The organism is Ruegeria sp. BI12, from assembly GCF_056537985.1.
On the sequence record NZ_JBQFSL010000001.1, the window covers coordinates 1,020,806 to 1,046,411 of the forward strand.

Annotated in this window: 28 protein-coding genes; 12 read left to right on the forward strand and 16 right to left on the reverse strand. The window is 58.6% G+C overall.

Annotation, left to right across the window (positions count from 1 at the left end; all coding sequences use genetic code 11):
• Positions 1-2 precede the first annotated feature (2 nt).
• Genes ACR0AK_RS05310 through ACR0AK_RS05345 form a run of 8 tightly spaced genes read left to right on the forward strand, consistent with a single transcriptional unit; the run spans position 3 to position 7,430 of the window.
• Entirely contained in the window at positions 3-323 is a 321-nt protein-coding gene (locus tag ACR0AK_RS05310) for a gene transfer agent family protein (protein ID WP_480792618.1), read from the forward strand.
• Positions 320-529, forward strand: coding sequence for a rcc01693 family protein (locus tag ACR0AK_RS05315; protein ID WP_480792619.1), 210 nt, complete (start codon positions 320-322; stop codon positions 527-529). Before ACR0AK_RS05310 ends, ACR0AK_RS05315 begins: the two co-directional genes overlap by 4 nt.
• Positions 516-1,178, forward strand: a complete 663-nt coding sequence (locus ACR0AK_RS05320) for a phage tail tape measure protein (protein ID WP_480792620.1) — start codon at positions 516-518, stop codon at positions 1,176-1,178. Before ACR0AK_RS05315 ends, ACR0AK_RS05320 begins: the two co-directional genes overlap by 14 nt.
• A 16-nt stretch (positions 1,179-1,194) precedes the next feature.
• Complete coding sequence (locus ACR0AK_RS05325; protein WP_480792621.1) at positions 1,195-1,827, forward strand: phage distal tail protein, Rcc01695 family; 633 nt, start codon at positions 1,195-1,197, stop codon at positions 1,825-1,827.
• Positions 1,827-2,714: a DUF2163 domain-containing protein gene (locus ACR0AK_RS05330; protein ID WP_480792622.1), complete on the forward strand. Its 888-nt coding sequence runs from the start codon at positions 1,827-1,829 to the stop codon at positions 2,712-2,714. Before ACR0AK_RS05325 ends, ACR0AK_RS05330 begins: the two co-directional genes overlap by 1 nt.
• Complete coding sequence (locus ACR0AK_RS05335; RefSeq protein ID WP_480792623.1) at positions 2,711-3,157, forward strand: NlpC/P60 family protein; 447 nt, start codon at positions 2,711-2,713, stop codon at positions 3,155-3,157. Before ACR0AK_RS05330 ends, ACR0AK_RS05335 begins: the two co-directional genes overlap by 4 nt.
• On the forward strand, positions 3,158-7,126 hold the full coding sequence (locus ACR0AK_RS05340) for a baseplate multidomain protein megatron (RefSeq protein WP_480792624.1): 3,969 nt from the start codon (positions 3,158-3,160) through the stop codon (positions 7,124-7,126).
• A gap of 7 nt (positions 7,127-7,133) precedes the next feature.
• Positions 7,134-7,430, forward strand: coding sequence for a DUF7742 family protein (locus ACR0AK_RS05345; RefSeq protein ID WP_170564532.1), 297 nt, complete (start codon positions 7,134-7,136; stop codon positions 7,428-7,430).
• Here the strand turns inward: ACR0AK_RS05345 and ACR0AK_RS05350 are convergent.
• Positions 7,411-7,749: a TraR/DksA family transcriptional regulator gene (locus ACR0AK_RS05350; protein WP_170564529.1), complete on the reverse strand. Its 339-nt coding sequence runs from the start codon at positions 7,747-7,749 to the stop codon at positions 7,411-7,413. The two genes, ACR0AK_RS05345 and ACR0AK_RS05350, sit on opposite strands and share 20 nt — an antisense overlap.
• Before the next feature lie 84 nt (positions 7,750-7,833).
• Between ACR0AK_RS05350 and cysE the strand changes: the two genes are divergently transcribed.
• Positions 7,834-8,643: a serine O-acetyltransferase gene (gene cysE / locus ACR0AK_RS05355; RefSeq protein WP_058277511.1), complete on the forward strand. Its 810-nt coding sequence runs from the start codon at positions 7,834-7,836 to the stop codon at positions 8,641-8,643.
• Positions 8,644-8,649: 6 nt separating this feature from the next.
• Here the strand turns inward: cysE and ACR0AK_RS05360 are convergent, their stop codons facing one another.
• From ACR0AK_RS05360 to ACR0AK_RS05390, 7 genes are all read right to left on the reverse strand, one after another.
• Complete coding sequence (locus ACR0AK_RS05360; protein ID WP_480792625.1) at positions 8,650-8,886, reverse strand: hypothetical protein; 237 nt, start codon at positions 8,884-8,886, stop codon at positions 8,650-8,652.
• A gap of 148 nt (positions 8,887-9,034) precedes the next feature.
• Entirely contained in the window at positions 9,035-10,345 is a 1,311-nt protein-coding gene (locus tag ACR0AK_RS05365) for a pyruvate dehydrogenase complex dihydrolipoamide acetyltransferase (protein ID WP_480792626.1), read from the reverse strand.
• A gap of 14 nt (positions 10,346-10,359) precedes the next feature.
• Entirely contained in the window at positions 10,360-11,733 is a 1,374-nt protein-coding gene (locus ACR0AK_RS05370) for a pyruvate dehydrogenase complex E1 component subunit beta (RefSeq protein WP_480792627.1), read from the reverse strand.
• A 15-nt stretch (positions 11,734-11,748) separates the two neighbouring features.
• Positions 11,749-12,738, reverse strand: coding sequence for a pyruvate dehydrogenase (acetyl-transferring) E1 component subunit alpha (gene pdhA, locus ACR0AK_RS05375; protein ID WP_170564519.1), 990 nt, complete (start codon positions 12,736-12,738; stop codon positions 11,749-11,751).
• 157 nt (positions 12,739-12,895) lie between these two features.
• Complete coding sequence (locus ACR0AK_RS05380; RefSeq protein WP_170564516.1) at positions 12,896-13,195, reverse strand: FtsB family cell division protein; 300 nt, start codon at positions 13,193-13,195, stop codon at positions 12,896-12,898.
• Positions 13,196-13,359: 164 nt separating this feature from the next.
• Entirely contained in the window at positions 13,360-13,704 is a 345-nt protein-coding gene (locus ACR0AK_RS05385; protein WP_480792628.1) for a lysozyme inhibitor LprI family protein, read from the reverse strand.
• A gap of 65 nt (positions 13,705-13,769) precedes the next feature.
• Positions 13,770-14,960, reverse strand: coding sequence for a phosphoglycerate kinase (locus ACR0AK_RS05390; protein ID WP_480792629.1), 1,191 nt, complete (start codon positions 14,958-14,960; stop codon positions 13,770-13,772).
• 136 nt (positions 14,961-15,096) lie between these two features.
• Here ACR0AK_RS05390 and ACR0AK_RS05395 point away from each other — a divergent pair, with 136 nt between their 5' ends.
• Both ACR0AK_RS05395 and ACR0AK_RS05400 read left to right on the forward strand, forming a co-directional pair.
• Positions 15,097-15,603: a peptidylprolyl isomerase gene (locus ACR0AK_RS05395; protein WP_170564507.1), complete on the forward strand. Its 507-nt coding sequence runs from the start codon at positions 15,097-15,099 to the stop codon at positions 15,601-15,603.
• The gene (locus ACR0AK_RS05400; protein ID WP_058277518.1) at positions 15,596-16,144 is read left to right on the forward strand and encodes a peptidylprolyl isomerase; all 549 of its coding nucleotides are present in this window, start codon (positions 15,596-15,598) and stop codon (positions 16,142-16,144) included. The genes ACR0AK_RS05395 and ACR0AK_RS05400 overlap by 8 nt, the downstream gene beginning before the upstream one ends.
• Before the next feature lie 39 nt (positions 16,145-16,183).
• On the opposite strand, the gene ACR0AK_RS05405 is transcribed toward ACR0AK_RS05400, so the two are convergent.
• From ACR0AK_RS05405 to ACR0AK_RS05440, 8 genes are all read right to left on the reverse strand, one after another.
• Positions 16,184-16,363 carry an alpha/beta fold hydrolase gene (locus ACR0AK_RS05405; RefSeq protein WP_480792630.1) on the reverse strand — a complete coding sequence of 60 codons (180 nt, stop codon included), beginning with the start codon at positions 16,361-16,363 and terminating at the stop codon, positions 16,184-16,186.
• Between the two features lie 11 nt (positions 16,364-16,374).
• A complete protein-coding gene (locus tag ACR0AK_RS05410; protein WP_480792631.1) occupies positions 16,375-16,887 on the reverse strand; it encodes an alpha/beta fold hydrolase in 513 nt (170 codons plus the stop codon).
• 159 nt (positions 16,888-17,046) lie between these two features.
• Entirely contained in the window at positions 17,047-17,736 is a 690-nt protein-coding gene (aqpZ, locus tag ACR0AK_RS05415) for an aquaporin Z (protein WP_170564503.1), read from the reverse strand.
• A gap of 113 nt (positions 17,737-17,849) precedes the next feature.
• Positions 17,850-18,659, reverse strand: coding sequence for a M90 family metallopeptidase (locus ACR0AK_RS05420; RefSeq protein WP_170564500.1), 810 nt, complete (start codon positions 18,657-18,659; stop codon positions 17,850-17,852).
• 115 nt (positions 18,660-18,774) lie between these two features.
• The gene (locus ACR0AK_RS05425) at positions 18,775-19,275 is read right to left on the reverse strand and encodes a bactofilin family protein (RefSeq protein WP_480792632.1); all 501 of its coding nucleotides are present in this window, start codon (positions 19,273-19,275) and stop codon (positions 18,775-18,777) included.
• On the reverse strand, positions 19,265-20,590 hold the full coding sequence (locus ACR0AK_RS05430; RefSeq protein ID WP_480792633.1) for a DUF5930 domain-containing protein: 1,326 nt from the start codon (positions 20,588-20,590) through the stop codon (positions 19,265-19,267). Before ACR0AK_RS05430 ends, ACR0AK_RS05425 begins: the two co-directional genes overlap by 11 nt.
• Before the next feature lie 183 nt (positions 20,591-20,773).
• Entirely contained in the window at positions 20,774-21,586 is an 813-nt protein-coding gene (locus ACR0AK_RS05435) for a ferritin-like domain-containing protein (protein WP_170564823.1), read from the reverse strand.
• A gap of 85 nt (positions 21,587-21,671) precedes the next feature.
• Positions 21,672-22,133, reverse strand: coding sequence for a peroxiredoxin (locus tag ACR0AK_RS05440; protein ID WP_480792634.1), 462 nt, complete (start codon positions 22,131-22,133; stop codon positions 21,672-21,674).
• A gap of 80 nt (positions 22,134-22,213) precedes the next feature.
• On the opposite strand from ACR0AK_RS05440, the gene ACR0AK_RS05445 reads away from it, so the two are divergent.
• Positions 22,214-25,585, forward strand: coding sequence for a YhdP family protein (locus ACR0AK_RS05445; RefSeq protein WP_480792635.1), 3,372 nt, complete (start codon positions 22,214-22,216; stop codon positions 25,583-25,585).
• Positions 25,586-25,606: the final 21 nt, after the last annotated feature.

Here is a 25,606-nt window from a genome sequence, read left to right on the forward strand (position 1 = left end):
CGATGGCCAATCCGTGGACGGGCGAGGTGGCTTTGACCATCGATGGAGAGAGGCGAGTGCTCAAACTGACCTTGGGCGCTTTGGCGGAATTGGAGCAAGAGCTGGGCGCGGGTTCATTGGTTGAGTTGGTGCAACGGTTCGAAGGCGGAGCCTATTCCAGCGGTGACGTGCTGGCGCTGATCGTGGCCGGGTTGCGGGGCGGGGGCGGTGATGTCACCCGTGCCGACCTGCTAAGCGCCGAGATTGCGGGTGGCCCGATGGCGGGCGCTCGAGTGGCGGCCGAGTTGCTGGCGCGGGCCTTCATGGTGCCGGAACAGGCATGAATGAGTTCAACTGGCCTGTCCTGATGCGGGCCGCGCTTGTCGGTCTGCGTCTGAGGCCAGATCAGTTCTGGCGGCTGACCCCGGCCGAGCTGCAACTGATGCTGGGGCAGGGCGCTGGGATGCCCGCGATGAACCGGGCTGGCCTGGACGCGTTACTAGAGGCCTATCCCGACAAAACACAAGGAGAGCGTGATGACGGATCGTGACGGTTTCGATGACTTGCAGGAACGCGGCGAGGCGCTGGGCGACTCGCTGGGCGACGCGGCGTCGATGGCGGCTGCTTTTGACAGCCAGATGAAACGGATCAGCGCGGCGTTTGAGGAAACTGGCAAGGATGTCGCCACGCTTGAACGTGGTATGTCCGGCGGGTTGCGCAAGGCCTTCGATGGCGTGGTGTTGGACGGGATGAACCTGTCGGATGCGTTGGACGTGCTGAAGAATTCAATGATCCGTACAGCGTATTCGGCGGCGATCAAGCCGGTGACCGACCATTTCGGGGGGATGCTGGCGAACACCGTTGGTGGTCTGGTGCAGGGGCTACTGCCCTTTGCTGATGGCGGCAGCTTTTCGCAGGGGAGCGTCATGCCATTCGCCAATGGCGGTGTCGTCAGCGGCCCGACCACGTTTCCGATGCGCGGCGGCACAGGATTGATGGGTGAGACGGGCCCTGAGGCAATCATGCCGCTGGCACGCGGTCCGGATGGCAAGCTTGGGGTGCGCAATTCGGGCGGAGGTCGTGCCGTCAACGTCGTGATGAACATCACCACCCCGGATGTGCAGGGGTTCCGGCGCAGTCAAAGCCAGATTGCGGCGCAGATGAGCCGAGCCTTGGGCCGCGGCAATCGCAACAGATAACACGAGGGAGCAGGCTATGAATTTCCACGAAGTGAGATTTCCCGCCAGTCTGAGCTTTGGTTCGGTTGGCGGGCCCGAGCGGCGCACGGATATCGTGACGCTGGCCAACGGGTTTGAAGAACGCAACACGCCCTGGGCCCATTCGCGGCGGCGTTACGATGCCGGGTTGGGAATGCGGTCCCTGGACGATATCGAAACGCTGATTGCGTTCTTCGAGGCGCGGCAAGGGCAGATGTTCGGATTTCGGTGGAAGGATTGGTCTGACTTCAAATCGGGCGCAGCAACGGCTGAGGTGGATAATGCCGATCAGATCATCGCGCGGGGCGACGGTAATACGACTGAATTTCAACTGGTTAAAATCTATAATTCCGGTGGATTCAAATATGTGCGCCCGATTCTGAAACCGGTTCTTGGGACAGTGAAGCTGGGCCTTGAGCAGGATGAAATGCGCGAGGGTGTGGATTTTGAGGTGGATTTGGCACGCGGCCGGATCTCGTTCACCAATGCGCCGCCGCAGGATGTCGAAATAACGGCGGGGTTCGAGTTTGACGTGCCCGTTCGGTTCGACACGGACAAGATTCAGACCAGCGTGACCAGCTTTCAAGCGGGCGACGTGCCGAACGTTCCGGTTGTTGAGGTGCGGGTCTGATGGGCGGTAATGCACAGGGATTGCAGGAGCATCTGCAAAGCGGGATGACCACCACCTGTCGATGCTGGGCCATCACGCGCACGGATGGGCAGGTCTATGGGTTTACCGATCACGATTTGGAGCTGCGCTTTGACGGGCTGACATTCAAGGCAAGCTCGGGGTTGACCGCTGCGGCGATCGAACAGGCAACCGGGCTTTCCATCGATAACTCTGAGGCGATGGGCGCGCTGTCTGATGCCGCGATTAGGGAAGAGGACATTGAGGCCGGGCGGTTTGACGGTGCTCAGGTTCAGGCTTGGCTCGTGAACTGGGCAGACCCTGAACAAAGAACTCTACAGTTTCGTGGTTCGATTGGGGAAATGCGTCGTGGTGGCGGGGCGTTTCATGCTGAGCTGCGAGGGCTGACGGATCTGCTGAACCGGCCCTTGGGGCGGATTTACCAAAAGCCATGCACCGCCGTGCTGGGCGACGATGCTTGCCGATTCAACGTGGCAGCGCCCGGTTTTCAGGCAGAGGCTGGGATCGTCAACCTTTCGTCGGGCAGTGTGCTTCAACTGAAAGGTGCGGACGCGCCGGATATGGGATGGTTCGAACGTGGCCGTCTGGATGTGATTTCCGGCACGGCCTCGGGTCTTTGGGCGTCGGTGAAACAGGATGAGCGTATCACGGGCGGGCGCAATGTCACCTTATGGACGGGGATCAGTGGCGGACTGACAGTCGGTGATCGAGTCCGGCTAACCGCCGGGTGCGACAAACGCATGGAAACCTGTCGAAGAAAATTCAACAACCTCATCAATTTTCAAGGTTTTCCGGACTTGCCGGGCGAGGATTGGGTGATGGCTGTTCCTAAGAAATACAAACCGAATAAAGGGGGCAGCAGACGATGACAGCAGACCGGCAGGACATAGTTGCAGAAGCGCGCCGATGGCTAGGCACGCCGTTTGTGCATCAGGCGTCCGTCAGGGGCGCGGGGGCGGATTGTTTGGGATTGCTACGCGGCATCTGGCGCGCGTTGTACGGAGCTGAGCCGGAGTCCGTGCCGAGCTACAGCATGGACTGGTCAGAGCCACAGGGGGATGAACGGATGTGGGATGCGGCCCGCCGAAATTTGACATCAAAGCGGCCCTCGGAACTGGCAGTAGGCGACGTATTGCTGTTCCGCATGCGCGATGGCGGCGTCGCCAAACATGTGGGTGTTGTCAGCGAAACCGACGCGGTCCCTCGGTTCATTCACGCATATTCCGGGCACGGAGTTGTAGAAAACGCCCTGAGCGACCCTTGGCGTCGCCGGGTTGTCGCCTGTTTCGCATTTCCGCTGGAGGTCAGGTAAATGGCAACGATTGTACTTTCTGCAGCAGGGGCCGCAATTGGCGGGTCGATCGGCGGCACTGTCGCAGGTCTTTCCACAGCAATCATAGGCCGGGCCGTTGGTGCCACATTGGGGCGGGTCATTGACCAGCGATTGATGAGCCAATCGGTGATGGGCGGCGGCAGCGAGGTTGTTGAAACCGGGCGGCTGGATCGTTTCCGTCTGACCGATACCGGAGAGGGTTCTCCGGTCACCACAATATTTGGCCGTATGCGCGTCGGGGGGCAGGTCATTTGGGCGTCGGACTTTCTGGAAACCCGCAGCACTAGCACGACAACGCAATCAACGCGGGGTGGGAAAGGGTCGCGCAAGCCAAGCTCGGCGACGACAACAACGACCACGCATACCTACAGCTATTCGATCTCGCTGGCGATCGCGGTCGGGGCCGGGCAGATTTCTGACATCTCGCGTATCTGGGCAGATGGCGAAGAATTGGAACGCGCCGGGTTGAACATGCGCGTGTACAAAGGCACCGATGACCAATTGCCAGACCCATTGATCGAGGCGGTTGAGGGCACCGGGCAGGTTCCGGCCTACCGGGGCACGGCTTATGTTGTGATTGAGGACCTTCAGCTTGCCGCATTCGGCAACCGCGTCCCGCAGTTTTCCTTTGAGGTTGTCCGACAGGAACAGCCGGGTCTGCCAGATACGCCTGATGCTGTATCCCGGATCGTGCGCGGGGCGGCGATGATCCCCGGAACAGGTGAATATTCACTGGCAAGCTCTCAGGTGAACTATTCCAAGGGTCAGGGCAAAAGCTGGGCTGCAAACGTGCATTCGGCTTCGGGAGTTTCCGATCTGGTTACTTCGACAAAAGCGCTGAGTGCTGAACTGCCCGCCTGCGATGCAGTATCGCTTGTTGTGTCGTGGTTTGGTGATGATCTGCGATGCGGCCAGTGCAAGGTGCAGCCGAAGGTCCTGCACAAGGAGTTTGACGGCGAAAACATGCCCTGGAGCGTTTCGGGCATATCCCGGGCCGCCGCACAGGTTGTTCAGATCGAAAACGATAGGCCTGTCTATGGCGCAACACCGGCGGATGCGTCCGTAATTGAGGCGATCAGGCATTTGAACTCATCAGGCAAGCGGGTGATGTTTTATCCGTTTATCCTCATGGACCAACTGCGAGGTAATGGGCTGCCGGATCCGTGGTCGGATGCCTCGGATCAACCGCATCTGCCTTGGCGAGGTCGGATCACGCTGAGCGAGGCACCGGGGCGCAGTGGGTCGCCGGACAAGACGGAAGAGGCCGACGCTCAGGTCGCGCAGTTCTTTGGTCAGGCTCGGGCAAGCGATTTTACGGTGGGCGATGGCACCGTCACTTATGCGGGGCCGCAGGAATGGGGGCTGTTCCGGTTCATTCTGCACTATGCGGCGCTCTGCAAGGCGGCCGGTGGTGTGGCGTCTTTCTGTATTGCATCCGAGATGCGCGCTCTGACCCAAATCAGAGGGGCGACTGGGTTTCCAGCCGTGAACCAGATGAGAACTCTTGCGTCTGAGGTTCGCAAAATCCTCGGGTCAGGCACCAAAATCGGCTACGCCGCCGACTGGAGCGAATATTTCGGTTACAAACCCGCCGATGCTGGAAGCGACCGCTATTTCCATCTCGATCCGCTTTGGGCAGATGATAATATCGACTTTGTCGGGATCGACAATTACATGCCACTGTCTGACTGGCGTGACGGCGAGGATCACGTCGACGCCAACGCTGGCGCAGATGCGATCTATGATCTGGAATACCTGCGCGGAAACGTCGAAGGTGGGGAAGGGTACGACTGGTATTACGCCTCGACCGAAGAATCCAAGGCCCAGATCCGGTCCGCAATCGAAGATCAAGCGCATGACGAGGCTTGGATCTGGCGATACAAGGACATACGCAATTGGTGGTCGCAACCACATCACGATAGGATCGGAGGGGTACGGCAAGCCAATCGGACGGCATGGGAACCCATGTCCAAGCCGATCTGGTTCACAGAACTGGGTTGCGCTGCCATCGATAAGGGCACCAATCAGCCGAACAAGTTTCTGGATCCGAAATCATCGGAATCCAAACTGCCGCGATACTCCAACGGCCTGCGTGACGACTTCATTCAGGTGCAGTACCTGAAGGCGGTTCTGGGTTATTGGTCCGAGGCGGAAAACAACCCGGTTTCGGATATTTACGGCGGACGCATGATTGATTTGTCCAACGCCTATGTCTGGGCCTGGGATGCGCGGCCATATCCGACCTTTCCGAACCTGCAGAGCCAATGGAGCGATAGTGAGAATTACGCCCGCGGACATTGGCTAAACGGGCGGTCCGGGTCGCGCACGCTGGCATCGGTGGTGACCGAAATCTGTTATGGGGCAGGGGTGACCGACATCGACACATCGCGCCTTTACGGTGTGGTGCGCGGCTACGCTATCGAGCAGGTTTCGGATGCACGGTCGGCCCTGCAGCCGCTGATGCTGCGCTATGGTTTCGATGCGGTCGAACGGGACGGGGTGTTGCGGTTTCAGATGCGCAATGGTCAGCGCGTCATCGCATTGGATCAGCAGCATCTGGCGCTTAGCTCTGATATTGAGACAGGTATCGAGCATCGTCGTGAGGCCGAGGCTGAGATGACAGGTCGGGTTCGCCTGCGCTTTGTGCAATCGGATGGGGACCACGACATTGTCGCGGAAGAAGCCATATTACCCGACACGCGCACTCATTCAGTGGCTGTCAACGAGATGCCCCTGTCCATGACCCGTGCAGAAGGTCGTCAGACGGCAGAACGTTGGTTGAGCGAGGCGCGTGTGTCGCGCGAAACAGTGCGCTTTGCGCTACCACCTTCATTGGGGCACATCGGCGCAGGTGATGTCATCAGTCTTGATCAAAGCGGCGAGGGCGCTCGTTTTCGCATCGACCGACTGGAACAGGGCGAGATGCAACTGGCGGATGCGGTTCGGATTGAGCCGGGGATATACGCGCCGTCAGACCTTCCCGATGACAAAGTCTCGATCAGGCCATTTGTCGCCCCGGTTCCGGTCTTGCCGGTGTTCATGGATTTGCCGCTAATCACCGGATCAGAAGTTCCACACGCGCCCTACCTTGCCGTGTCCGCCGACCCCTGGCCCGGCAGCGCCGCGGTGTATTCGGCCGTGAATGACGAGGATTATGCCCTGCAGGAGGTCATCTCGGCGCAGGCTGTAATCGGATTTACCCAAACACCTCTGCCACGGGCCAGCATCGGGGTTTGGGACGATGGTGCACCACTACGCGTCGGGCTGGTCGATGGCTTGCTGGAATCGCGCCCCCGCGATGCTTTGCTGAATGGGGCCAATCTGGCCGCAATCGGGGACGGAACGCCTGGCAACTGGGAGCTGTTCCAGTTTGCCAATGCCGAGCTGGAGGGACCGGGTATCTTTGCCCTTTCAGGTCGCCTGCGCGGCCAACTGGGTACAGACGTTACAATGCCTGACATCTGGCCCGATGGTTCGACATTTGTCCTGCTGGATGAACGGGTATTTCAAACTGGGTTGTTGAGGTCTGAACGGCGTGTGGCGAAACACTACCGTATCGGGCCGGGAACGCGGAGCTATGACGACCCGTCGTTCCTCCATCAGGTTCAAGCTTTTGAGGGTAACGGGTTGCGACCTTATGCTCCGGTGCATGTCAGACTTACATCAACCGGCGATGGTGACGAAATAACTTGGATACGTCGAACCCGGTTGGACGGCGATGCTTGGGATGGTTTCGACGTGCCGTTGGGGGAAGAAACCGAATCCTATCTGGTGAAAATCAGGATCAACGGGTCGATAATACGCGAACAGATGACGTCAGAGCCGCGCTGGACATACGCATCGGCGATGAAAGCTGCCGACGGCGTGACTGCGGCTTACGAAGTTTATGTTGCACAAATCTCTGCCAGCTACGGGCCAGGTCCCGCCGCACGTCTTCAGGTTGCGTGAGGCACACATGCGTCCTGTTCTACATGGCGATGTAAGTGCTGCGGCGCGCGCGTTGCTGAACGTGCCGTCGGCCGAACGGGAACACCTGTGCGCCAGAATGATCAACGAAGCTGAACTGGCCGACACTTTTGTCGGCCAGTTTGGGCAATTGCACCCGCTTTTCGGCAATGGGTCTTTGATGACGGCGGCTCGAACCCGGCCCTTGGCCGATGAGCCCAGTTTTGACGACATGCAATACTGTCAGTGTTTTGAGATGGTTTTGCGGTGTCTGGTTCATTTTCACGTTACCCGGAAGCACAGCTGACGCACTTGCTGGCAGCCGGGTCAAGGTTCAGGCGAGCCACCGGAATCCCTTCGCCGCAATCTTCGCAATAACCGAATTCACCGTCGTCAATCCGGGTCAGGGCTGCCGTCAATCGGCGTGTTTCGATATCCCGATTTGCTTGCTGAGCCTTAGCCATTGCCTGATTTTGCAGGGCGTCCATCCGGCTTAGCCGCCCGACAGCTTGCTGGTCCAGTTCAACCACCGCCTGCGCCTCGGTTCCAAGGACGGAATGCTGCGCCAACTCGTCCAATCGTGCACGGATACGGTCTTTGAAATCCTCCACCTGCGTCTCATTCATTTTCGTTGCCCTGTCGATCACGGGTTTGCGTTTGGCGTTTTTGCCACTAAATGGCATTCTAGGCGCAGCAAAGGATGAAAAGCCATGTTCGAAACGCGCAGCCACGTGACCCCCGTCGACCCTGTTTGGGATCGCATCACCGCCGAAGCTCAGTCTGCAGTTGAGATCGAGCCTTTGATGGGTGGGCTGGTTCACGCCTGTATCTTGCACCACCGCAGCCTGGAACGGGCGCTGTCCTACCGGATTGCGGCCAAACTGTGCTCGAACGAAATGTCGATGATGGTGCTGCGCGAGATCGTGGACGAAGCCTATGCCGACGACCCCGCACTGCTCGAAGCTGCGCGCGCGGATTTGATGGCCGTCTACGAACGCGACCCGGCCTGCCACCGCCTGTTGCAGCCAATCCTTTACTTCAAAGGGTATCAGGCGATGCAAGCCTATCGCGTGGGGCACTGGTTGTGGCGCAAGGGGCGTTATGATTTGGCGTACTTCTTTCAGATGCGCTCGTCCGAGATTTTCGGGATTGATATCCACCCCGCGGCAAAGATCGGGAAAGGTATCATGATCGACCACGCGCATTCGATCGTGATTGGCGAAACGGCGATCGTTGGCGACAACGTCTCGATGTTGCATTCGGTGACCCTTGGCGGGACCGGCAAGGAAGAAGAACAGCGCCACCCCACGATTGGCGATGGCGTGCTGATCGGGGCGGGTGCCAAGGTTCTGGGCAATATCGTAGTTGGCCATTGCAGTCGTATCGCTGCAGGCTCGGTCGTGCTGCAGGAAGTGCCGGCATGCAAAACCGTGGCCGGAATACCGGCCAAGATCGTCGGAGAGGCTGGGTGCGATCAACCCTCGATCTCGATGGATCACATGCTGGGCAAAGACCAGTAACTCAAGTCAGTTCAAGCGGTCGTTCTTTTTGATCGACCGCTTGCGCCGCTGTTCTTCACGCCGCTTTTTTCGTTCTTCTTTCCTTTTCGCGCGTTCAGCTTCTCGTTTAGCCGTTTCGGCTGGATCAGAAACGAAGGCGGAATGTTCACCCGGATAGGTATTGGGCTTCGCCGCCGCAACCGCCGGCATACCAAACACAAGGGCTGCAACCAGCAAGAAGTTTACCGAATAGGTAGAAGTCATAGGGCACCTGTGTCCGTGATTTTCATTCAGACAAGGTGGTTGACGGTAGGCGTCCGCGCAACGCGCGTGGTGATCACAAGCGCTCACATGACGGTTGTGATCTGGTTGGGCCGCGCCGGTCTGGTATCGGCGCGGCCCTATTTTTTTCTTAGGCCAGCATGACCATCGGGTTTTCCAGGTTGTCCACAATGGCTTGCAGCAACTGGGCGCCAAGCGCACCGTCAATGACCCGGTGATCGACAGACATTGTGACCGACATAACCGTAGCTACTGTCAGCTCACCGTCATTGCCGACAACCGGTTTTTTCAACCCGGTTCCCACTGCCAAGATGCCCGCGTGCGGCGGGTTCACGATGGCGTCGAAATTGTCGATGCCGAACATACCAAGGTTCGAGACCGCGAATGTGCCGCCCTGATATTCATGCGGGGCCAACTTACGCTCGCGGGCACGCCCGGCAAGATCCTTCATCTCGGTCGACAATGCGGACAGCGATTTAGTGTCGGCGTCCTGCAGAACCGGAGTAAACAATCCGCCTTCGATGGCGACTGCGACAGCCACGTCCGAGGGTTTAAGTTGCAAAACCCGGTCACCGGCCCAGACGGCGTTACATTCGGGAACCTGTTGCAGTGCGTTGGCGACAGCCTTGATGATGAAGTCATTGACGCTCAACTTTACGCCGCGACCTTCCAACTGCTTGTTCAGCTGGCTGCGGAACTTGAGCAGCGCGTCCAGCTTGATATCGCGGCGCAGGTAGAAATGCGGGATCGTCTGCTTGGCCTCGGAAAGGCGGGCAGCGATGGTCTTGCGCATCCCGTCAAGCTTGATCTCTTCGTAGTCGCGACCTTCGTACATCCGGGCAACAGCATCCGCGGACGGACCGGCCGGAGCTGCGGCGGCTGCCGGTGCAGCAGCGGCGGGTGCGGATGCGGTAGCCGGAGCCGGGGCAGTTGCAGTTGCGCCTTCGACATCTGCTTTCACGATCCGCCCATGTGGGCCAGAACCAGCGATCTGCGCCAGATCCAGACCTTTCTGGGCCGCGATACGGCGGGCCAGCGGAGATGCGAAGATCCGACCGCCATCCGCCTTGGCCGGAGCAGCCGGAGCAGGGGCGGGCGCCTCAGGTGCCACTGGCGCGGCAGCCTCGTTGCCCGCTGCGGCAGCAGGAGCAGCCGCCGGCGCAGCGGCAGGGGCTGCGGAAATGTCATCGGCGCTTTCGCCGTCTTCCAGCAACACCGCAATGGCTGTGTTGACTTTGACCCCTTCGGTGCCCTCAGGGATCAGGATCTTTCCTACCACGCCTTCGTCAACGGCCTCGAATTCCATCGTGGCCTTGTCGGTTTCAATCTCGGCCAGCAGGTCGCCGGACGTGACGGTATCGCCTTCCTTGACCAGCCATTTGGCCAGCGTGCCTTCCTCCATGGTCGGTGACAGGGCGGGCATCAGAATTTCTGTAGGCATCTGTCTGTCGCTCCTTACCGGTAGGTCACTTGTTTGACGGCGGCGATCACTTCTTCGGTTGTGATCAGGGCCAGTTTTTCCAGGTTCGCGGCGTAAGGCATCGGGACATCCTTGCCGGTACAGTTAATGACCGGTGCATCCAGATAGTCGAAGGCCTCTTGCATCACCACGGACGAGATGTATCCGCCGACAGAGCCTTGCGGCCAGCCTTCTTCGACTGTCACCAAACGGTTGGTCTTCATCACCGAGTTAATGATCGCGCCGGTGTCCATCGGACGGATCGTGCGCAGGTCGATAACCTCGGCGCTGATGCCTTCCTCAGCCAGTTTGTCAGCTGCTTCAAGCGCGTATTGCATGCCGATACCAAAGCTGACGATTGTCACGTCCGAGCCTTCGCGCCAGATGCGTGCTTTGCCCAGCGGAATCGTAAGGTCATCCACCTGCGGCATGTCGAAAGAGCGACCGTAGAGGATTTCATTTTCCAGAAATACAACCGGGTTGGGATCGCGAATTGCCGATTTCAGCAGACCTTTGGCGTCAGCGGCGGAATAGGGCATCACCACCTTGAGACCGGGGATCTGCATATACCACGCCGCGTAATCCTGGCTGTGCTGAGCGGCCACGCGCGCGGCCGCGCCGTTTGGACCACGGAACACGATGGGGCAACCCATCTGGCCACCGGACATATAGAGCGTCTTGGCCGCCGAGTTGATGATCTGGTCAATCGCCTGCATGGCGAAGTTGAAGGTCATAAACTCGACAATCGGTTTCAGTCCGGCCATGGCGGATCCGACGGCGATGCCGGCAAAGCCGTGTTCGGTGATCGGGGTGTCGATGACCCGCTTGCTGCCGAACTCGTCCAGCATACCTTGGCTGATCTTGTAGGCGCCCTGATACTCAGCGACTTCTTCGCCCATCAGGTAAACATCTTCGTCGCTGCGCATTTCTTCGGCCATCGCATCGCGCAAGGCTTCACGCACGGTCTGCTGTTCCATCGGCGCATCTGCCGGCCAGTCCGGAGACAAGTCCACCTTCGGAGCGGCAGGAGCAGCTGCGACTGGGGCGGGGGCCTCTGCCGCCGCTGGGGCGGCCTCGGCCACCACCGCGGCAGCGGGCGCAGCCGCCGAAATGGCAGAGGCGTCTTCGCCTTCTTCAACCAGCACTGCGATTGGGGTGTTGACCTTGACCCCTTCGGTGCCTTCAGCGATCAGGATCTTGCCGACTATGCCTTCATCGACGGCTTCGAACTCCATCGTCGCCTTGTCGGTTTCGATCTCGGCCATAATGTCGCCGCTGGATACGGTGTCGCCTTCCTTGACCAGCCACTTGGCCAGCGTGCCCTCTTCCATTGTGGGCGAAAGGGCGGGCATGAGAATTTCGGTTGCCATGTCTTAATCGTCCTCTCAGGCGTAAATGTCGGTCCAGAGCTCTTCGACGGAAGGCTCGGGGCTTTCTTTTGAGAATTCGGCGGCCTGGTTGACGATCTCTTTGATCTCTTTGTCGATCGCCTTCAGATCATCCTCGGTCGCGTGTTTGCCGGTCAGCAGCAGCTCGCGCACGTGTTCGATAGGATCGCTTTGTTCGCGGACCTTCTGAACCTCTTCTCGGGTGCGGTACTTGGCCGGGTCGGACATCGAGTGGCCGCGATAGCGGTAGGTCTTGATCTCGAGGATGTAGGGGCCTTTGCCCGCACGACAGTGTGCAACAGCCTTTTCGCCAGCTGCTTTGACTGCCAGTACATCCATACCGTTGACGATCTCACCAGGGATGCCGAACGCTTCGCCGCGGTGGTAGATATCCTTGGTCGAAGTCGAGCGCGCCTGCGCGGTTCCCATGGCGTATTGGTTGTTCTCGATCACGAACACCACCGGCAGATCCCACAGGGCGGCCATGTTGAAGGTTTCATAGACCTGGCCCTGGTTCGCGGCGCCGTCACCGAAATAGGTGAATGTCACGCGTCCGTTGCCTTTGTACTTGTCGGCAAATGCCAGACCGGCACCGAGCGGTACCTGTGCACCAACGATGCCGTGGCCACCATAGAAATGCTTCTCTTTCGAGAACATGTGCATCGAGCCACCTTTGCCCTTGGACAGTCCGCCAACGCGCCCGGTCAGCTCGGCCATCACACCGCCCGGATCCATGCCGCAGGCCAGCATGTGACCGTGGTCGCGGTACGATGTGATGCGCTTGTCACCTTCTTCAGCGGCCGCTTCGAGGCCGACAACAACGGCCTCTTGGCCGATGTAGAGGTGGCAGAAACCGCCAATAAGACCCATGCCGTAGAGCTGACCGGCCTTTTCCTCGAATCGCCGGATCAGCAGCATCTCACGGTAGTATTCGGTAAGTTCTTCCGCAGAAACATTTGGTTTCTTTGTGGTTTTTCGCGCAGCCATAGTGGCGATCTCCCCCTCTCGGCAAGATAGTTTAGCGTTAAACTATCTCTTAAAGCATTTCCTGCTTTCTGGCGAGGGGAAATGTGACGCAGCGTCCGGCCGGGCAGAATTCAGCGCGTGATCATAAGGTTAAATTGGATCCGCATCGACGCCAGGATCAGCGAATGACGATTTCATCCGAGCGGATCATGCCCAGCACGGACCGTGCCTGCTGATCCAAAAGGTCCAGATCCAGATAGTTGTCCGAAAGGCGACGCGTCAGGTTTTCCATCTCGGCGATCTCGGCATCCAGTTTAGCCAAGTCGCGCGACAGGGCGTCCCGTTCCGCTGCAATCTCGACCCGCCGGAACAGGCCATAATCACCCTGCACGGCGGCGAAGGTGAAATAAACACCCAGCATGAAAGCCACCATGAAAAATGCAACTGCGCCCAAACCGGGCCGATGGGAACGGGACACTCTGTTTACCGCCGTATGAAGTCTGCCTCTAAACGTGCCCTTTTCGGACATCTGCCAACACTATGTCACAGGTGATTCGGCTTGTGAATCCCTTGATTCGCACTTTTTGAAGATCGACGAATAAATATGATAGTCCGGTGATGCCGCACTATTTGGCGGGACCCTCAGCGCCGGGATTCAAGCGCTTGATTACGCGTTAAGGTCTGTTCTTCCATGCAGGCCCAGAAGAACATCGGTGCCGCACTGCCGTCGCTGTTAAGTTCTGGGTCGCAGGTTGCGTCACGGCGTTTCAACCAGGCGCGTTGTTCGGTCAGAAGGGGCTGCCCGTCACCACGCGCGTCAGCGATTGGCTTGATCTCTGACCACAGGCGGTTCAGCTCCTGATCTGCCGCTTCCCATTTCTCTTTGGCGCAAAAATTGAGATCGAGCTGTGTGTGCCCGTCGCAGTGGGATTGAGCGAATGCGGCAGAAGGCAGAAGCATGACGGTAAGGGCGGCAACGGCTTTCATGGCAGATCATCTCCCGGTTTAAGGGATATTGTACCATGAACGCCGATTACCAGACAAAAGGGGCGTTACTGTTCCAGCGCAGCAACGCCGGGCAGCGTTTTGCCTTCCATCCATTCCAGGAAGGCACCCCCGGCGGTCGAAATGTAGGAAAAGTCCCTCGCAGCACCGGACGCATTCAGCGCAGCAACTGTGTCGCCGCCGCCCGCAACCGACACAAGCTGGCCCGACCTTGTCAACTCGGCCGCTTTCAAGGCCGCTGCGTTGGTCGCGGCATCAAAAGGTTCAATCTCGAACGCGCCCAGCGGACCGTTCCAGATGAGTGTTTGGCTCTTCTCAAAAATCGCGGTGATTTCAGCTACGGTCTCGGGGCCAGCGTCAAGGATCATGCCGTCTGCAGGGCATTGATCGGCTGGAAGGACCTGATTGGGGGCGTGAACCTCGAACTTTTCAGAGACAACGACATCGCGAGGCAGGACGATCTGGCAGCCGGTCGTTTCGGCCTTGGCCAGGATCTCGGCGGCGGTGTCTTTCATCGCGGTTTCCGCAAGCGATTTGCCGACATTCACGCCTTGCGCGACGAGGAAGGTGTTCGCCATGCCCCCGCCGATGACCAGGTAATCCACCTTTTCGATCAGGTTGCCCAGCAGGTCCAGCTTGGTCGAAACCTTGGCGCCGCCGACAACCGCAGTAACCGGGCGTTTAGGCGCGCCTAACGCGGCTTCCAACGCACTCAGCTCTTGCTGCATCAGGCGGCCCGCGCAGGCGGGCAGCAACCGGGCCAGTGCTTCAGTCGAGCTGTGCGCACGGTGCGCGGCCGAGAAGGCATCGTTACAATAGACGTCACCCATCTTTGCCATGCCGGCAGCCAGTTCCGGGCTGTTTTTGGTTTCTGCCGCGTGAAAGCGCGTGTTTTCCAGCAATAGCACTTCGCCAGCGCTGAGGTTGGCTGCCGCTGTTTCCGCCTCGATCCCCACGCAGTCATCGCCGAACCGAACCTTGGTGCCAAAGGCCGTCTCCAATGTCGGAACAAGCTGCTTCAGGGACAGGTTTTGGCGACGTTCGCCGCCCGGGCGTCCGAAATGCGCCAGCAGGATGGGTTTGCCGCCAGCTGCCAAAATGTCCTTCACGGTCGGCACGATGCGCTCGATACGGGTGGCGTCGGTCACCACGCCGTCGACTACCGGCACGTTGATATCCACGCGCACCAGCACGCGCTTGCCGTTCAGGTCCATGTCGTCCAGTGTTTTCCAGCCCATCGCGCAATCCTCGACAAATATGAAAGTGACTTAGGCGGTTCTTTTCCTGCATTTTGCCGTCAGGTCAATGCGTCACTTGGCATTCCCGCGCCCTGCGCATAGGTATTTGCGCAAGATAAAACGACAGGAGGGCCTCATGGCCGAGATCAAGGATCCCGAAAACACAATCATCGTCGAACTCAAAGACGGCAATGTCGTCATCGAGCTGTTGCCGGATGTAGCGCCCCAGCACAGCGCTCGCATGAAGGAACTGGCGCGCAGCGGTGAGTATGACAACGTGGCCTTTCACCGTGTAATCGATGGTTTCATGGCGCAGACCGGCGATGTTCAGCACGGCGACATGGAAGACGGGTTCAACCTGCGTATGGCGGGTACCGGCGGGTCTTCTCTGCCGAACGTTCCTGCTGAATTTTCGAAACTGCCGCATGACCGCGGCACGCTGGGTGCAGCCCGTTCGCAGAGCCCGGATTCGGCCAACTCGCAGTTCTTCATCAACTTCAAGGACAACCACTTCCTGAACGGTCAGTATACCGTTTACGGTCGCGTCATCGACGGGATGGAGCATGTGGACGCCATCGTTCGTGGCGAGCCGCCGATGAGCCCTGACCGCATGATCAGCGTCAAGGTGGCAGCCGATGTATAAGCTGGCTGCTGCTTTTGCCTTGTTGGCCAGCCCGGCGCTGGCCACGGGCCTCGAGGTCGAGATCGAAGGTGAGGGGGCCAATGGCACTGTCACTATCGACCTGTTCGATGATCTGGCCCCGAAACATGTCGAGCAAATCGCTGCCCTGGCCAACGAAGGGAAATACGATGGCGTGGTGTTTCACCGCGTGATCGACGGCTTCATGGCACAGACTGGCGATGTTGAGCATGGCCGTCTGGGCGGAGATTTGCGTCGCGCTGGCACCGGCGGTTCTGACCGTGCGGACCTTCCGGCCGAATTTTCGGATTTCGAATTTGACCGGGGCGTGGTTGGAATGGCGCGGGCGCAAAACCCCAACAGCGCCAACTCGCAGTTTTTCATCATGTTCGAACCGGGCCCGTTCCTGAACGGCCAGTACACGGTTGTTGGTCAGGTGACCGGCGGCATGGACGTGGTAGACGCGATCAAACGCGGTGAGGGTCAGAATGGCGCGGTGATCGGCCAGCCGGACGTGATGAAAAAAGTCACCGTTACCGAGTGATCTTTGAACTCGGCGCTTACCCCAGCGCCGGGTTTCTCGTCATTGGTCGATGAAGTTTCGGATCGCTTGCGTGTATGTGTCCGGATCTTGAAATGACGCAAAGTGACTGACGTCTTTCAAAATCAATAGTTCAGCGTCCGGAATCGCCTCGGCAATCGCCTGTGAGTGTTCGGTCAGAATTGCTTCGTCATGTTCGCTCTGCACGACCAGAGTGGGCACGTTTACGGATTTCAGCTCCTCAAGCCCTCCGGGCTTTTCCGTCGCCCACATGGCTGCGCGACACCGCCCAGAAACGCTTCGAACCCGTCCGGAGTGGGGGACATGGCGGCATAGTCCTCAGCCATCATCCCTACGTAAGCCCCAAAGACTTCGTTGGTTTCGACTGAGGGGTCAATCCCATCCAAAGTAACGTTGCCCGCATGGGCGAAATGGCTGGCAAGACGATCCGGCGCCGTGGTCGAGATTGTGTAGCCAATGTTGGCACCGTCCGACCATCCGACCAGATGTACTTGCTCAACATTGAGGTGATCCAGCAATGCCAGGTAATCCTGAGCCAAAAGTTCGTAGCTGTAGGTGCTGCCGTCATTGGCTGAACGGCCGTGCCCCCGCGTATCCGCCACGATCACACTGTGGTCGCTGGCCAAATCAGCAACTTGCGCTGCCCAGATATCGCCATGCGCAAGACCGCCGTGGATCAGCAAAACGGGCGTGCCTTCGGCAGTGCCATAGGTTGCGTGGTACATGTCGATGCCATTGATGTTGGCCGTACCGCTGTCGCGTTCAACGTCACCGCTGTGACCATCAGTGTTCGAAGCATGTGTACCTCCCTGTTCGCGCGTGGTGTCGTCAGGGATGATAACTTAGGAATTTGAAAGCGGGGGAAATTTTCCCCCGCTTAGCCTTTAGTCGTCCGTTGTCATCGCCTTCCAGATCAGTGCGCCGATCGCGCCACCGATCAATGGAGCGACCCAGAAGAGCCACAATTGTCCAAGGGCCGGCGCGTCCGCGAACAGGGCAACTCCGGTGGATCGGGCCGGGTTGACGGAAGTGTTGGTCACCGGGATCGAGATCAGATGGATCAAGGTCAAACCAAGTCCGATTGCGATGGGGCCGAACCCGGCTGGAGCGCCGCTGGATGTGGCCCCAAGGATGATGATGATGAAGAACGCGGTCATGACGATCTCGATCACAAGGGCAGAGGTCAGAGAGTAGCCTTCTGGTGACGCTTCACCGTATCCATTCGAGGCAAACCCACCCACGCCTTCAAAGCCGGGCGCGCCGCTGACGATCAGGTAAAGGACCGCGGCGGCGGCTATTGCGCCAATGACCTGAGCGACCCAATAGGGGATTAGATCCTTGGCCGGAAACCGGCCGCCGATCATCAGTCCAAGGCTGACAGCAGGGTTGAAATGACCGCCCGAGATATGCCCGACGGCATAGGCCATCGTCAGAACGGTTAGACCGAAGGCGAAAGAAACGCCCAGCCAGCCAATTCCCACATCTGCCACTCCGGCGGCTAGAACAGCACTGCCGCAACCTCCCAGAACCAGCCAAAAGGTGCCAAAGAATTCGGCCATTAGTTTTGATGACATGAAAAGTCCTCCAGAAAACAATGGCTTTCAGTGTAAATCAAAAATTGAAATTTGTTAAACTATCGTTTGGTCAGACAAAAGTCGTCGGTTGCCGCATGCTGGGCAAGCGGCGATCAGGCCCATGCAACCGGGTCCAGACGAAACAGTTTGGCAAGTTGGTCATAGACCTCGGGCGCTTCGGATTTCAGGTCGCGGGGCTTTTCAAAGAACACTTCGACTGAAACGGCAAAGAACTCTTCATGCCCAGTTGCGCCGTAGGCGTCGATTACGGTGCGTCGCCCGCTTTCGACGGCACGGACAAGGGTGTCGTAGGCCGACAGAAAGACGCGCTCCCACTCAGCAAAGCTCTGCCCGTCGCTCAGGATCGGGACACCATTTGTGCCACCGGAAAGGTCGTCGATCTGGTGCGCAAATTCATGCAACACGACATTCTGCCCGTCATGATCATTCAGCGCGCCGAGTTTGCTGTGGGTCCAGGACAGGATAACGGGCCCGCGGTCCCAGCTTTCACCGGTGCGCACGATCTCTTTCTCGCTGACCACATAACCCTCCTGCCTGCGTTGCCGGGACTTGAAGGCGTTGGGATAGATGAGGATCGTGGTCAGGTGATCGTACCAAAGATCGCTGTTTACAATCAGCAAGCAGGCTTGCGCGGCGATGGCCAGTTCCATCTCTTCTGTCACCTCAAGCCCGTCGCAGCCAAAGAAACGAACCTGATCCAGAAACAAGTTCACCTTGCCATCCAGCTTGACACGCAGGTCCAGGGGCAGGCGGCGGATCAGTGGTACCTGCTGTTCAATGAGGAGGCGCTTATGGTCCGTCAGCGGTGTGGACAACAGTTTTTGGCGCGCCTGAGACTTGGACCAGTGGCGATACAGAAAGAAACCAGCGATCAGCGCGATTGCAACGAAAAAGAACAACATAGGGGCCAATATAAGGACCCGTCGGGCAGTTGAAACCGGAAAACCTTAGTCCCCGTCAAATGAAAAACGCCGCAGGTTTCCCCGCGGCGTTCGAAACATTGGAAGGCAGTACGTGTTACTGCTTGACCTCGGCCGCCGGGTTCGCGCCCGACTTGCCGCTACGGCCTGGGTTCAGGGGGTCGTCCTGACGCTGAACCGATCCTTCGAAATGCGCGCCGCTTTCGATTGCGATGGTCTTGTGGATGATGTCGCCTTCAACACGTGCTGTCGACGTCAGGCGCACCTTCAGACCACGGACGCGGCCAACGATACGGCCGTTGATCACGACGTCGTCGGCGGTGACTTCGCCCTTGATAGTCGCGGTCTCGCCGATTGTCAGCAGATGCGCGCGGATGTCGCCTTCGACAGTGCCTTCGACCTGGATGTCGCCCGAAGTCTTTAGGTTACCCGTGATGTGCAGGTCCGAGGACAGAACCGACGCCGGCGGCTTGGGCTTGGGCGCAGTGCTGGCTTTGGTTTCTGCCGGTGCAGGGGCAGCCGGAGTCGCCGGAGCGGCAGGTTTCGCCGCCTCGGGTGCATTGGATGCGGGCTCGTTGATTTTGCTCTTAGAAAACATTTCTCGCAGCCTTGATGTAAGTCATTGGGTTAACAGGTTTTCCGTTCACGCGAACTTCATAGTGCAAATGCGTGCCGGTCGACCGTCCGGTGCTACCCATATCAGCAATATGATCCCCGCGCGAGACCCTTTGACCAACCTTCACACGTATCTTCGTGTTATGGGCATAAAGTGTCTCAATTCCGAACGCGTGCTTGATTTTTACCAACCGTCCGAACCCGGACTGCCAGCCGGCGTGGGTGACCACACCGTCGGCGGTGGCAAAAATGCCGGTGCCATGGGCACCTGCGAAATCAGCGCCGTTATGCATGCGGCGACCACCTGTCTTGGGGTCGCGGCGCGTCCCGAAACCGCTCGTGAATCGCACGACGGAATTGACGGGACTTGCAAACGGCGCTTTCTCTGCTGCAATTCGATACAGGTTCAACTGATCCATCTGTTGCAGCAGAGTATTTGCGCGGATCTCGTCGGGGGTCAGTTCCTCACCGCGCGTGCTAAAAGAAATAGGGGTTAGGGGGCCGCCCATGCCGCTGTATCCGCGGCGGACTTCTTCGATGATGCGGTCGGTGGGCATGCCGGCCTGGCGGAACATCTTGTCCAGTGGTTCAACCGAGATCACCATCGCCTCTTCCAGTTGGCGGAATATCTCGTCGCTGCGTTCCTGCATCAGCCGGATTTCCAGCTCAAGATCGTCACGCTGTTCCAGTGCGTCCTTGGCGTCCGCCGCAATCTGGTCTCGTTCTTCGGCGGTGCGGGACAGCGCCTCGGTCATGAAGTTCATCTGCTCAGGGTTGGAAACGGCGGCCAGGTACATATCACCTTCGCCAGCTTCCTGCTGCAGCGTGACCAATTCTGTCCGGGCTTCTTCGCGCTGTTTCATGGTGGCGCGCAGTGTGGTCTGGATGACTTCGATCCCGGTTTCAAGCTCGCGGCGGCGGTTTTCCGATGCCAGCAATTCTGACTGCATGGCCGAAATCTGCTCAAGCGCTGCATTGAACCGGTCCTGAGCTGCCAGAGCTTCTTGCGCGCGCACGTCCCGTTCTGCAGACATGATATTCAGGCGTTCCTGATAGGTCGCCTGATCGCGTTTCGCCTGCTCTCGGAAGTTCCCCGATCCGATGCTGTCCATCAAAAGGATCGCGGTCGCAACCGCCGTCCATCCTACGAATAACGCGACCCCGGCAACGGCAAAAACCTGCGTTTCCGAGCTGAGCCGGATAAATCGCGTATCGCTATCTGATTTCAGAAAGACACGGCGCTCGGGAAAGTGCCGCTCGAACAGTGAATGTAACTTAATTGCCAGACGTGTTCTCACGCGTCCTACCTCTCCATCCCCAAAGATCGGGATCGGTCGTGAGTGATAGCCGTCCCTTGGGCGAAGTGCATAGAGGGAGAGGGGGCTTTGGGCAAGTTTGTTAACAAATCGACCTTGCGTTACAGGTTTTTGCCGCCGATTCTAGGCGGGAAATTGCCGATAACGTCAACTTGAGCAGGGTTATTACGTCTGTCCCGGAAGCGGCAGATCTTCCGTCAGTGGCCAGTAGAAATCCGGCGGCAGTCCGGCCTCGGCCCGTTTTTCTTCGTTAAACGGAGGTTTCAGAACGCCATGGAAGTACTGGCGCACCAACTCGTGAAACACATCCTTGGGATCGGCATTTTCACGCCCGCACAGGAAGTGAAACCACTTTGAACCATAGGCGACGTGGCCCACTTCTTCGGCATAGATGACTTCCAGCGCGGCGATTGCCTCTTCGGCTTGAGCTTTGCGGAATATGTCGATCATGCCGGGTGTCACGTCCAGTCCGCGGGCCTCCAGGACCATGGGTACAACTGCCAGCCGTCCCATCAGGTCTTCAGTCGTATCCTCGGCGGCGCGCCACATCCCAGCATGTGCGGGCAGGGCGCCATAGTGGCTGCCCATATTTTCCAGACAATCACAGACCATCTCAAAATGCCGCGATTCTTCTTCGGCGCATTTGACCCAGTCATCGTAAAACCCGACTGGCATCGGCACGTGGCCGAACCGCGCGATGATGTCCCAGTGCAGGTCCACGGCGTTCAGCTCGATATGCGCAACCGCGTGCAACAGAGCGATACGCCCGGCCTCGGTTCCGGGTTTGCGCTTTGGAACTTCACGGGGTGACAGTAACTCGGGCTTGTCCGGGCGAGCGGGGTTCAGCGGAGGAATTGCGGTACCGACCTCGATTTCAGGCGTGTCGCCCTTGCGTGATGCGAACCAGGCGGCGGCATGGCGTTTGGACAGGGCAGTTTTTTCCCGGCCATCTGCTGTTGTCAGGACTTCGGTCGCCATCTGGGTCAGTGTTTTGGACACCGCTTTGTCTCCGTAGATTGAGATGGACGGCTCTTAAACCGGATGACGACCGTGGTCGAGAGGATTACAGGCTGCGCACCGCCGCAAGCACTTCTTCCACATGGCCGGGGACTTTGACTTTGCGCCAGACCTTGGCGATCTTGCCCTCGGCATCGATCAGGAAGGTCGAGCGCTGAATCCCCATGGATTTCTTGCCGTACATGTTCTTTTCAACCCAGACGCCATAGTCCTCGCAGACCGAAGACCCTTCGTCCGACAACAGCGGGGTCGTCAGGCTGTGCTTGGCTACAAATTTGTCGTGCTTGGCGACGCTGTCCCGCGAGATGCCGAAAACTTGAGCGCCTGCATCGGCAAACTCCTGAAGTTGTTCTGAGAAACCGATGGATTCCTTGGTGCAGCCCGGCGTATCATCGCGGGGATAGAAAAACAGCACGACGGTGCCGCCGCGCAGATCCGAAAGGGTCACCTTGCCGCCGCCGTCACGGGGTAATGTGAAATCAGGGGCGATGTCTGTTACGTCGGGCATTGGAAACTCCGCTAAAGGATTTTAAGTGCTGCCCGGCATAATAGGGCGACGCGAGCGGGTTGAAAGACTTGGATAAAAAATTGGCTCAGCACGAAGACGCAAGTGGTGACCTGACCGAGATGCCTGTGCGTCGCCGGTCACGCCGTCATATTGCCGCGCGCTGGAGCATTGGATCCTTGTTATTGCTGTGCCTGCTGGCTGGCGCAGGGTGGTTCTTTCTGATCGGGAAACAGCTGCACGCGCCGGATTGGGTCAAGCAGAGGGTAGAAGAACGTCTTGAGCGCAGCCTTGGCGGTTTGAAATTCACCTTTGGTGACGCCAGCTTCATCGTAAACGAAAACTGGCGTCCGCGTATTCGGTTTACAGATGTAACCATCAGTGACGCGGCAGGGCAGCAGATCGCCCAAGTGTCGGACTTGCGGACCCGGTTGTCGATGCGCGCATTGCTGCGTGGCCAAATCAGGCCCCGACGGATTGTGTTGCGTGGCGCGCAGATCGCTTTGACCCGCGGTGAGGATGGCGCCTTGTCGCTCACCGTTGGGTCGGGAAGTACACCGGTTCAGAAGGCCCCAACGCTGGCACAACTCATCGCGGAATCAGATGATGTGTTTCTGTCCCCGATCCTGTCGGGTTTGCGGACGATCGATCTGGAATCGCTGACGCTGGACTACCAGGATCTGCGGCTGGGGCGCGCATGGGTTATTGACGGCGGACATATCTCAATCATCCGGGATGGGGATGAAATGCGGCTGGCGACCGGCTTTTCGGTTCTGACCGGCCGCGATTACGCCAGCACGATCGAAGCAAATTATACCAGCGTGCTTGGGACCCCGCAGGCCAGTTTTGGCGTTTCGATCACTGATCTTCCTTCGGAAGACATTGCCACCCAAAGCGTTGCGCTGGCCTGGTTGCAAGTGCTCAAAGCACCGATTTCCGGCGCGTTGCGGGGCAGTGTTGACGGACAAGCCGCGCTGGGTCCGCTGTTTGCAACGTTGAATCTGGGCGAGGGCGTCCTGCAGCCAAGACCTGAGACGCGTCCTATCGGGTTCGAATCTGCGCGGGCCTATTTCACCTATGACCCGGCACGGCAGATTCTGGAATTCAACGAGGCCTCGGTTGTATCCGATCTGGGTGCCGTGCAGGCCGAAGGCAAAGCTTACCTGAACGGCGTCGAAAATGGGGTGCTTGAAAGCCTGACGTCCCAGCTGACCCTGAACAGTATCGACATCTATCCCGGTGGGCTGTTCCCGGAATCGTTGGAAACGGCGCGGGCAGATCTGGATTTTCAGCTGAAGCTTGCTCCGTTCGAGCTTCAGCTTGGGCAGTTGACCGTCACGGATGCCCTGCACGAGCTGCACGCGACGGGTAAGCTGATCGGCCAGCCCGACGGCTGGGATGCCGAACTGGATGCACAACTGGACAGAATGGGATCCGAGAACCTATTGCGGTACTGGCCCGAGAAGCTGGCGCCGAACCCGCGAAAATGGGTGTCGGAAAACCTGTACGAAGGTCAGTTTTCGGATGTGGAGTTTTCTCTTCGCCTGCATCCAGGCAGTAAGCCGGATCTCTATCTTGGCCTCGGGTTCGAAAAGGCCAAGATCAGGTTTGCCAAGACCTTACCGCTGATCGAGGACGGGCAAGGTCGACTCAGCCTGTTGAAGGACCGTTTCACTGTCACCGCCGAAAAGGGCGTTGTCATCGCCGATCAGGGAGGGGCGGTGGATGCCTCGGGGACGTCGTTCATTATACCGGATACAACAGCCAAAGGCGGAACGCCCGCGATTGCACGGATTCAGGCGCGCGGTAGTGTCGAGGCAGCTTTGTCGCTACTGGACCGTCCACCATTGAGCTTGATGAGCAAAGCCAACCTGCCGGTTGATCTGGCCGCGGGTGACGTCAGCTTGACTGGCACCTTGTCGTTGCCCTTGAAAAAAGGGCTGAAGTTTCAAGATACCGAGTTCCACTACACTGGCGAAATCGACAATGTCCAAAGTGACCAGCTTGTCCCCGGCTATTCGGTCAGCGCAGACCAATTGAACTTGTCCGGAAACCAGACCGAGGTTGAAATCGACGGCTATGGATTGTTTGGTCAAGTGCCTATGCAGGTCGCGTGGCATCAGCCCATCGGCGGAGCGGGACCACAACGCAGTGAGTTAACTGGACAGATCGAGCTGTCGCCCTTGCTGCTGAGCGAGCTGAACGTGCCGCTGCCATCGGGCATGCTTACCGGGAAAGGTACGGCGAACATTACCGTAGGCATCGGTGCGGATGAACCGATCAAGCTTTCGGCGACCTCGGACCTTGCGGGGGTCGGTCTGGCTATTCCGGAACTTGGTTGGCGCAAGGGTACGGGGGCGACCGGAAAGATGACGCTGGACGCCACGTTGGGTGAAAAGACCAGTGTGGATGAGTTGACACTTGATGTGGCGGGGCTGCGCACTTCAGCGTCGATCTTTTTCCGGGACGGGGGTGCCTTTGACCGGATTCGGTTCAGTTCGTTTGATTTGGGCAATTGGCTGGCAGTTCCGGCGGAATTGATCAACACCGGCGGGTCTGTTCCCAATATCGTCGTTCAGGGGGGTGTCTTGAATTTGGGCCTCGCAACCTTTGGTGAGGGCGGTGGCGGCGGTGGGTCCGGCCCCGGACCAAGGGTCGACGTCCTGTTGGACCGCCTTCAGGTGACTGAAGACATTGCGCTAACAGGGTTCCGGGGCGCGTTCCAAACCACAGGGGGCGTGAACGGCACATTTACCGCAAATGTGAATGGCGGTGCTGCGGTCAGTGGGCAGGTGAGCCCACGAGACAGCGGTAGCGCTGTAAACATCAAATCTGGCGATGCCGGGGCCGTGTTAAGGTCAGCTGGTGTAATCACGCAGGCTCGTGGCGGCGGTTTGGATTTGCAGTTGGAACCGGTCAGCGCACCGGGAAACTATGATGTCATCCTAAAAATCGTGAACACACGCATTACCGACGCACCTGCAATGGCCGCGCTGCTTGACGCAATCAGTCTCGTAGGGCTGCTGGACGAGATGACGGGGCAGGGGATCTTTTTCTCAACCATCGACAGCCGCATGCGGATAACCCCGACCGAGATCAAGGTCCTGAGCGGTAGTGCCGTCGGCCCGTCGATCGGCTTGTCCTTTGACGGAACGGTCGACACGGTTGCGGGTGTGCTGAATCTGCGTGGTGCGATCTCGCCAATCTACCTGGTGAACGCGATTGGAAGTGTGTTTACGAAAAAAGGCGAGGGCGTAATTGGGTTCAATTACAGTCTGACAGGGCCACTGACCAAACCAAAGGTTTCGGTAAACCCACTGTCGGGCCTTGCCCCCCTGTTCTTACGCAACTTGCTGCGCGCCCCGGCGCCGACTGTGTCAGATGGTCCCAACGCACAACGACAAAAGCCGGATGAGCCCAAAAAGACGTTTGGGTCTCCGCCACGTGACAACTGACCCCAGGCTTCTGAATGTGAC

Coding starts and splice junctions, on each gene's coding strand:
- ACR0AK_RS05345 (WP_170564532.1), top strand. CDS start 7,134: ATGCGTCCTGTTCTACATGGCGATGTAAGTGCTGCGGCGCGCGCGTTG.
- ACR0AK_RS05320 (WP_480792620.1), top strand. CDS start 516: ATGACGGATCGTGACGGTTTCGATGACTTGCAGGAACGCGGCGAGGCG.
- ACR0AK_RS05310 (WP_480792618.1), top strand. CDS start 3: ATGGCCAATCCGTGGACGGGCGAGGTGGCTTTGACCATCGATGGAGAG.
- ACR0AK_RS05370 (WP_480792627.1), bottom strand. CDS start 11,733: ATGGCAACCGAAATTCTCATGCCCGCCCTTTCGCCCACAATGGAAGAG.
- ACR0AK_RS05350 (WP_170564529.1), bottom strand. CDS start 7,749: ATGAATGAGACGCAGGTGGAGGATTTCAAAGACCGTATCCGTGCACGA.
- ACR0AK_RS05390 (WP_480792629.1), bottom strand. CDS start 14,960: ATGGGCTGGAAAACACTGGACGACATGGACCTGAACGGCAAGCGCGTG.
- aqpZ (WP_170564503.1), bottom strand. CDS start 17,736: ATGTCATCAAAACTAATGGCCGAATTCTTTGGCACCTTTTGGCTGGTT.
- ACR0AK_RS05395 (WP_170564507.1), top strand. CDS start 15,097: ATGGCCGAGATCAAGGATCCCGAAAACACAATCATCGTCGAACTCAAA.
- ACR0AK_RS05440 (WP_480792634.1), bottom strand. CDS start 22,133: ATGCCCGACGTAACAGACATCGCCCCTGATTTCACATTACCCCGTGAC.
- ACR0AK_RS05425 (WP_480792632.1), bottom strand. CDS start 19,275: ATGTTTTCTAAGAGCAAAATCAACGAGCCCGCATCCAATGCACCCGAG.
- ACR0AK_RS05335 (WP_480792623.1), top strand. CDS start 2,711: ATGACAGCAGACCGGCAGGACATAGTTGCAGAAGCGCGCCGATGGCTA.
- ACR0AK_RS05325 (WP_480792621.1), top strand. CDS start 1,195: ATGAATTTCCACGAAGTGAGATTTCCCGCCAGTCTGAGCTTTGGTTCG.
- ACR0AK_RS05400 (WP_058277518.1), top strand. CDS start 15,596: ATGTATAAGCTGGCTGCTGCTTTTGCCTTGTTGGCCAGCCCGGCGCTG.
- ACR0AK_RS05435 (WP_170564823.1), bottom strand. CDS start 21,586: ATGGCGACCGAAGTCCTGACAACAGCAGATGGCCGGGAAAAAACTGCC.
- ACR0AK_RS05360 (WP_480792625.1), bottom strand. CDS start 8,886: ATGACTTCTACCTATTCGGTAAACTTCTTGCTGGTTGCAGCCCTTGTG.
- ACR0AK_RS05330 (WP_480792622.1), top strand. CDS start 1,827: ATGGGCGGTAATGCACAGGGATTGCAGGAGCATCTGCAAAGCGGGATG.
- pdhA (WP_170564519.1), bottom strand. CDS start 12,738: ATGGCTGCGCGAAAAACCACAAAGAAACCAAATGTTTCTGCGGAAGAA.
- ACR0AK_RS05410 (WP_480792631.1), bottom strand. CDS start 16,887: ATGTACCACGCAACCTATGGCACTGCCGAAGGCACGCCCGTTTTGCTG.
- ACR0AK_RS05420 (WP_170564500.1), bottom strand. CDS start 18,659: ATGTTGTTCTTTTTCGTTGCAATCGCGCTGATCGCTGGTTTCTTTCTG.
- ACR0AK_RS05365 (WP_480792626.1), bottom strand. CDS start 10,345: ATGCCTACAGAAATTCTGATGCCCGCCCTGTCACCGACCATGGAGGAA.
- cysE (WP_058277511.1), top strand. CDS start 7,834: ATGTTCGAAACGCGCAGCCACGTGACCCCCGTCGACCCTGTTTGGGAT.
- ACR0AK_RS05340 (WP_480792624.1), top strand. CDS start 3,158: ATGGCAACGATTGTACTTTCTGCAGCAGGGGCCGCAATTGGCGGGTCG.
- ACR0AK_RS05385 (WP_480792628.1), bottom strand. CDS start 13,704: ATGAAAGCCGTTGCCGCCCTTACCGTCATGCTTCTGCCTTCTGCCGCA.
- ACR0AK_RS05315 (WP_480792619.1), top strand. CDS start 320: ATGAATGAGTTCAACTGGCCTGTCCTGATGCGGGCCGCGCTTGTCGGT.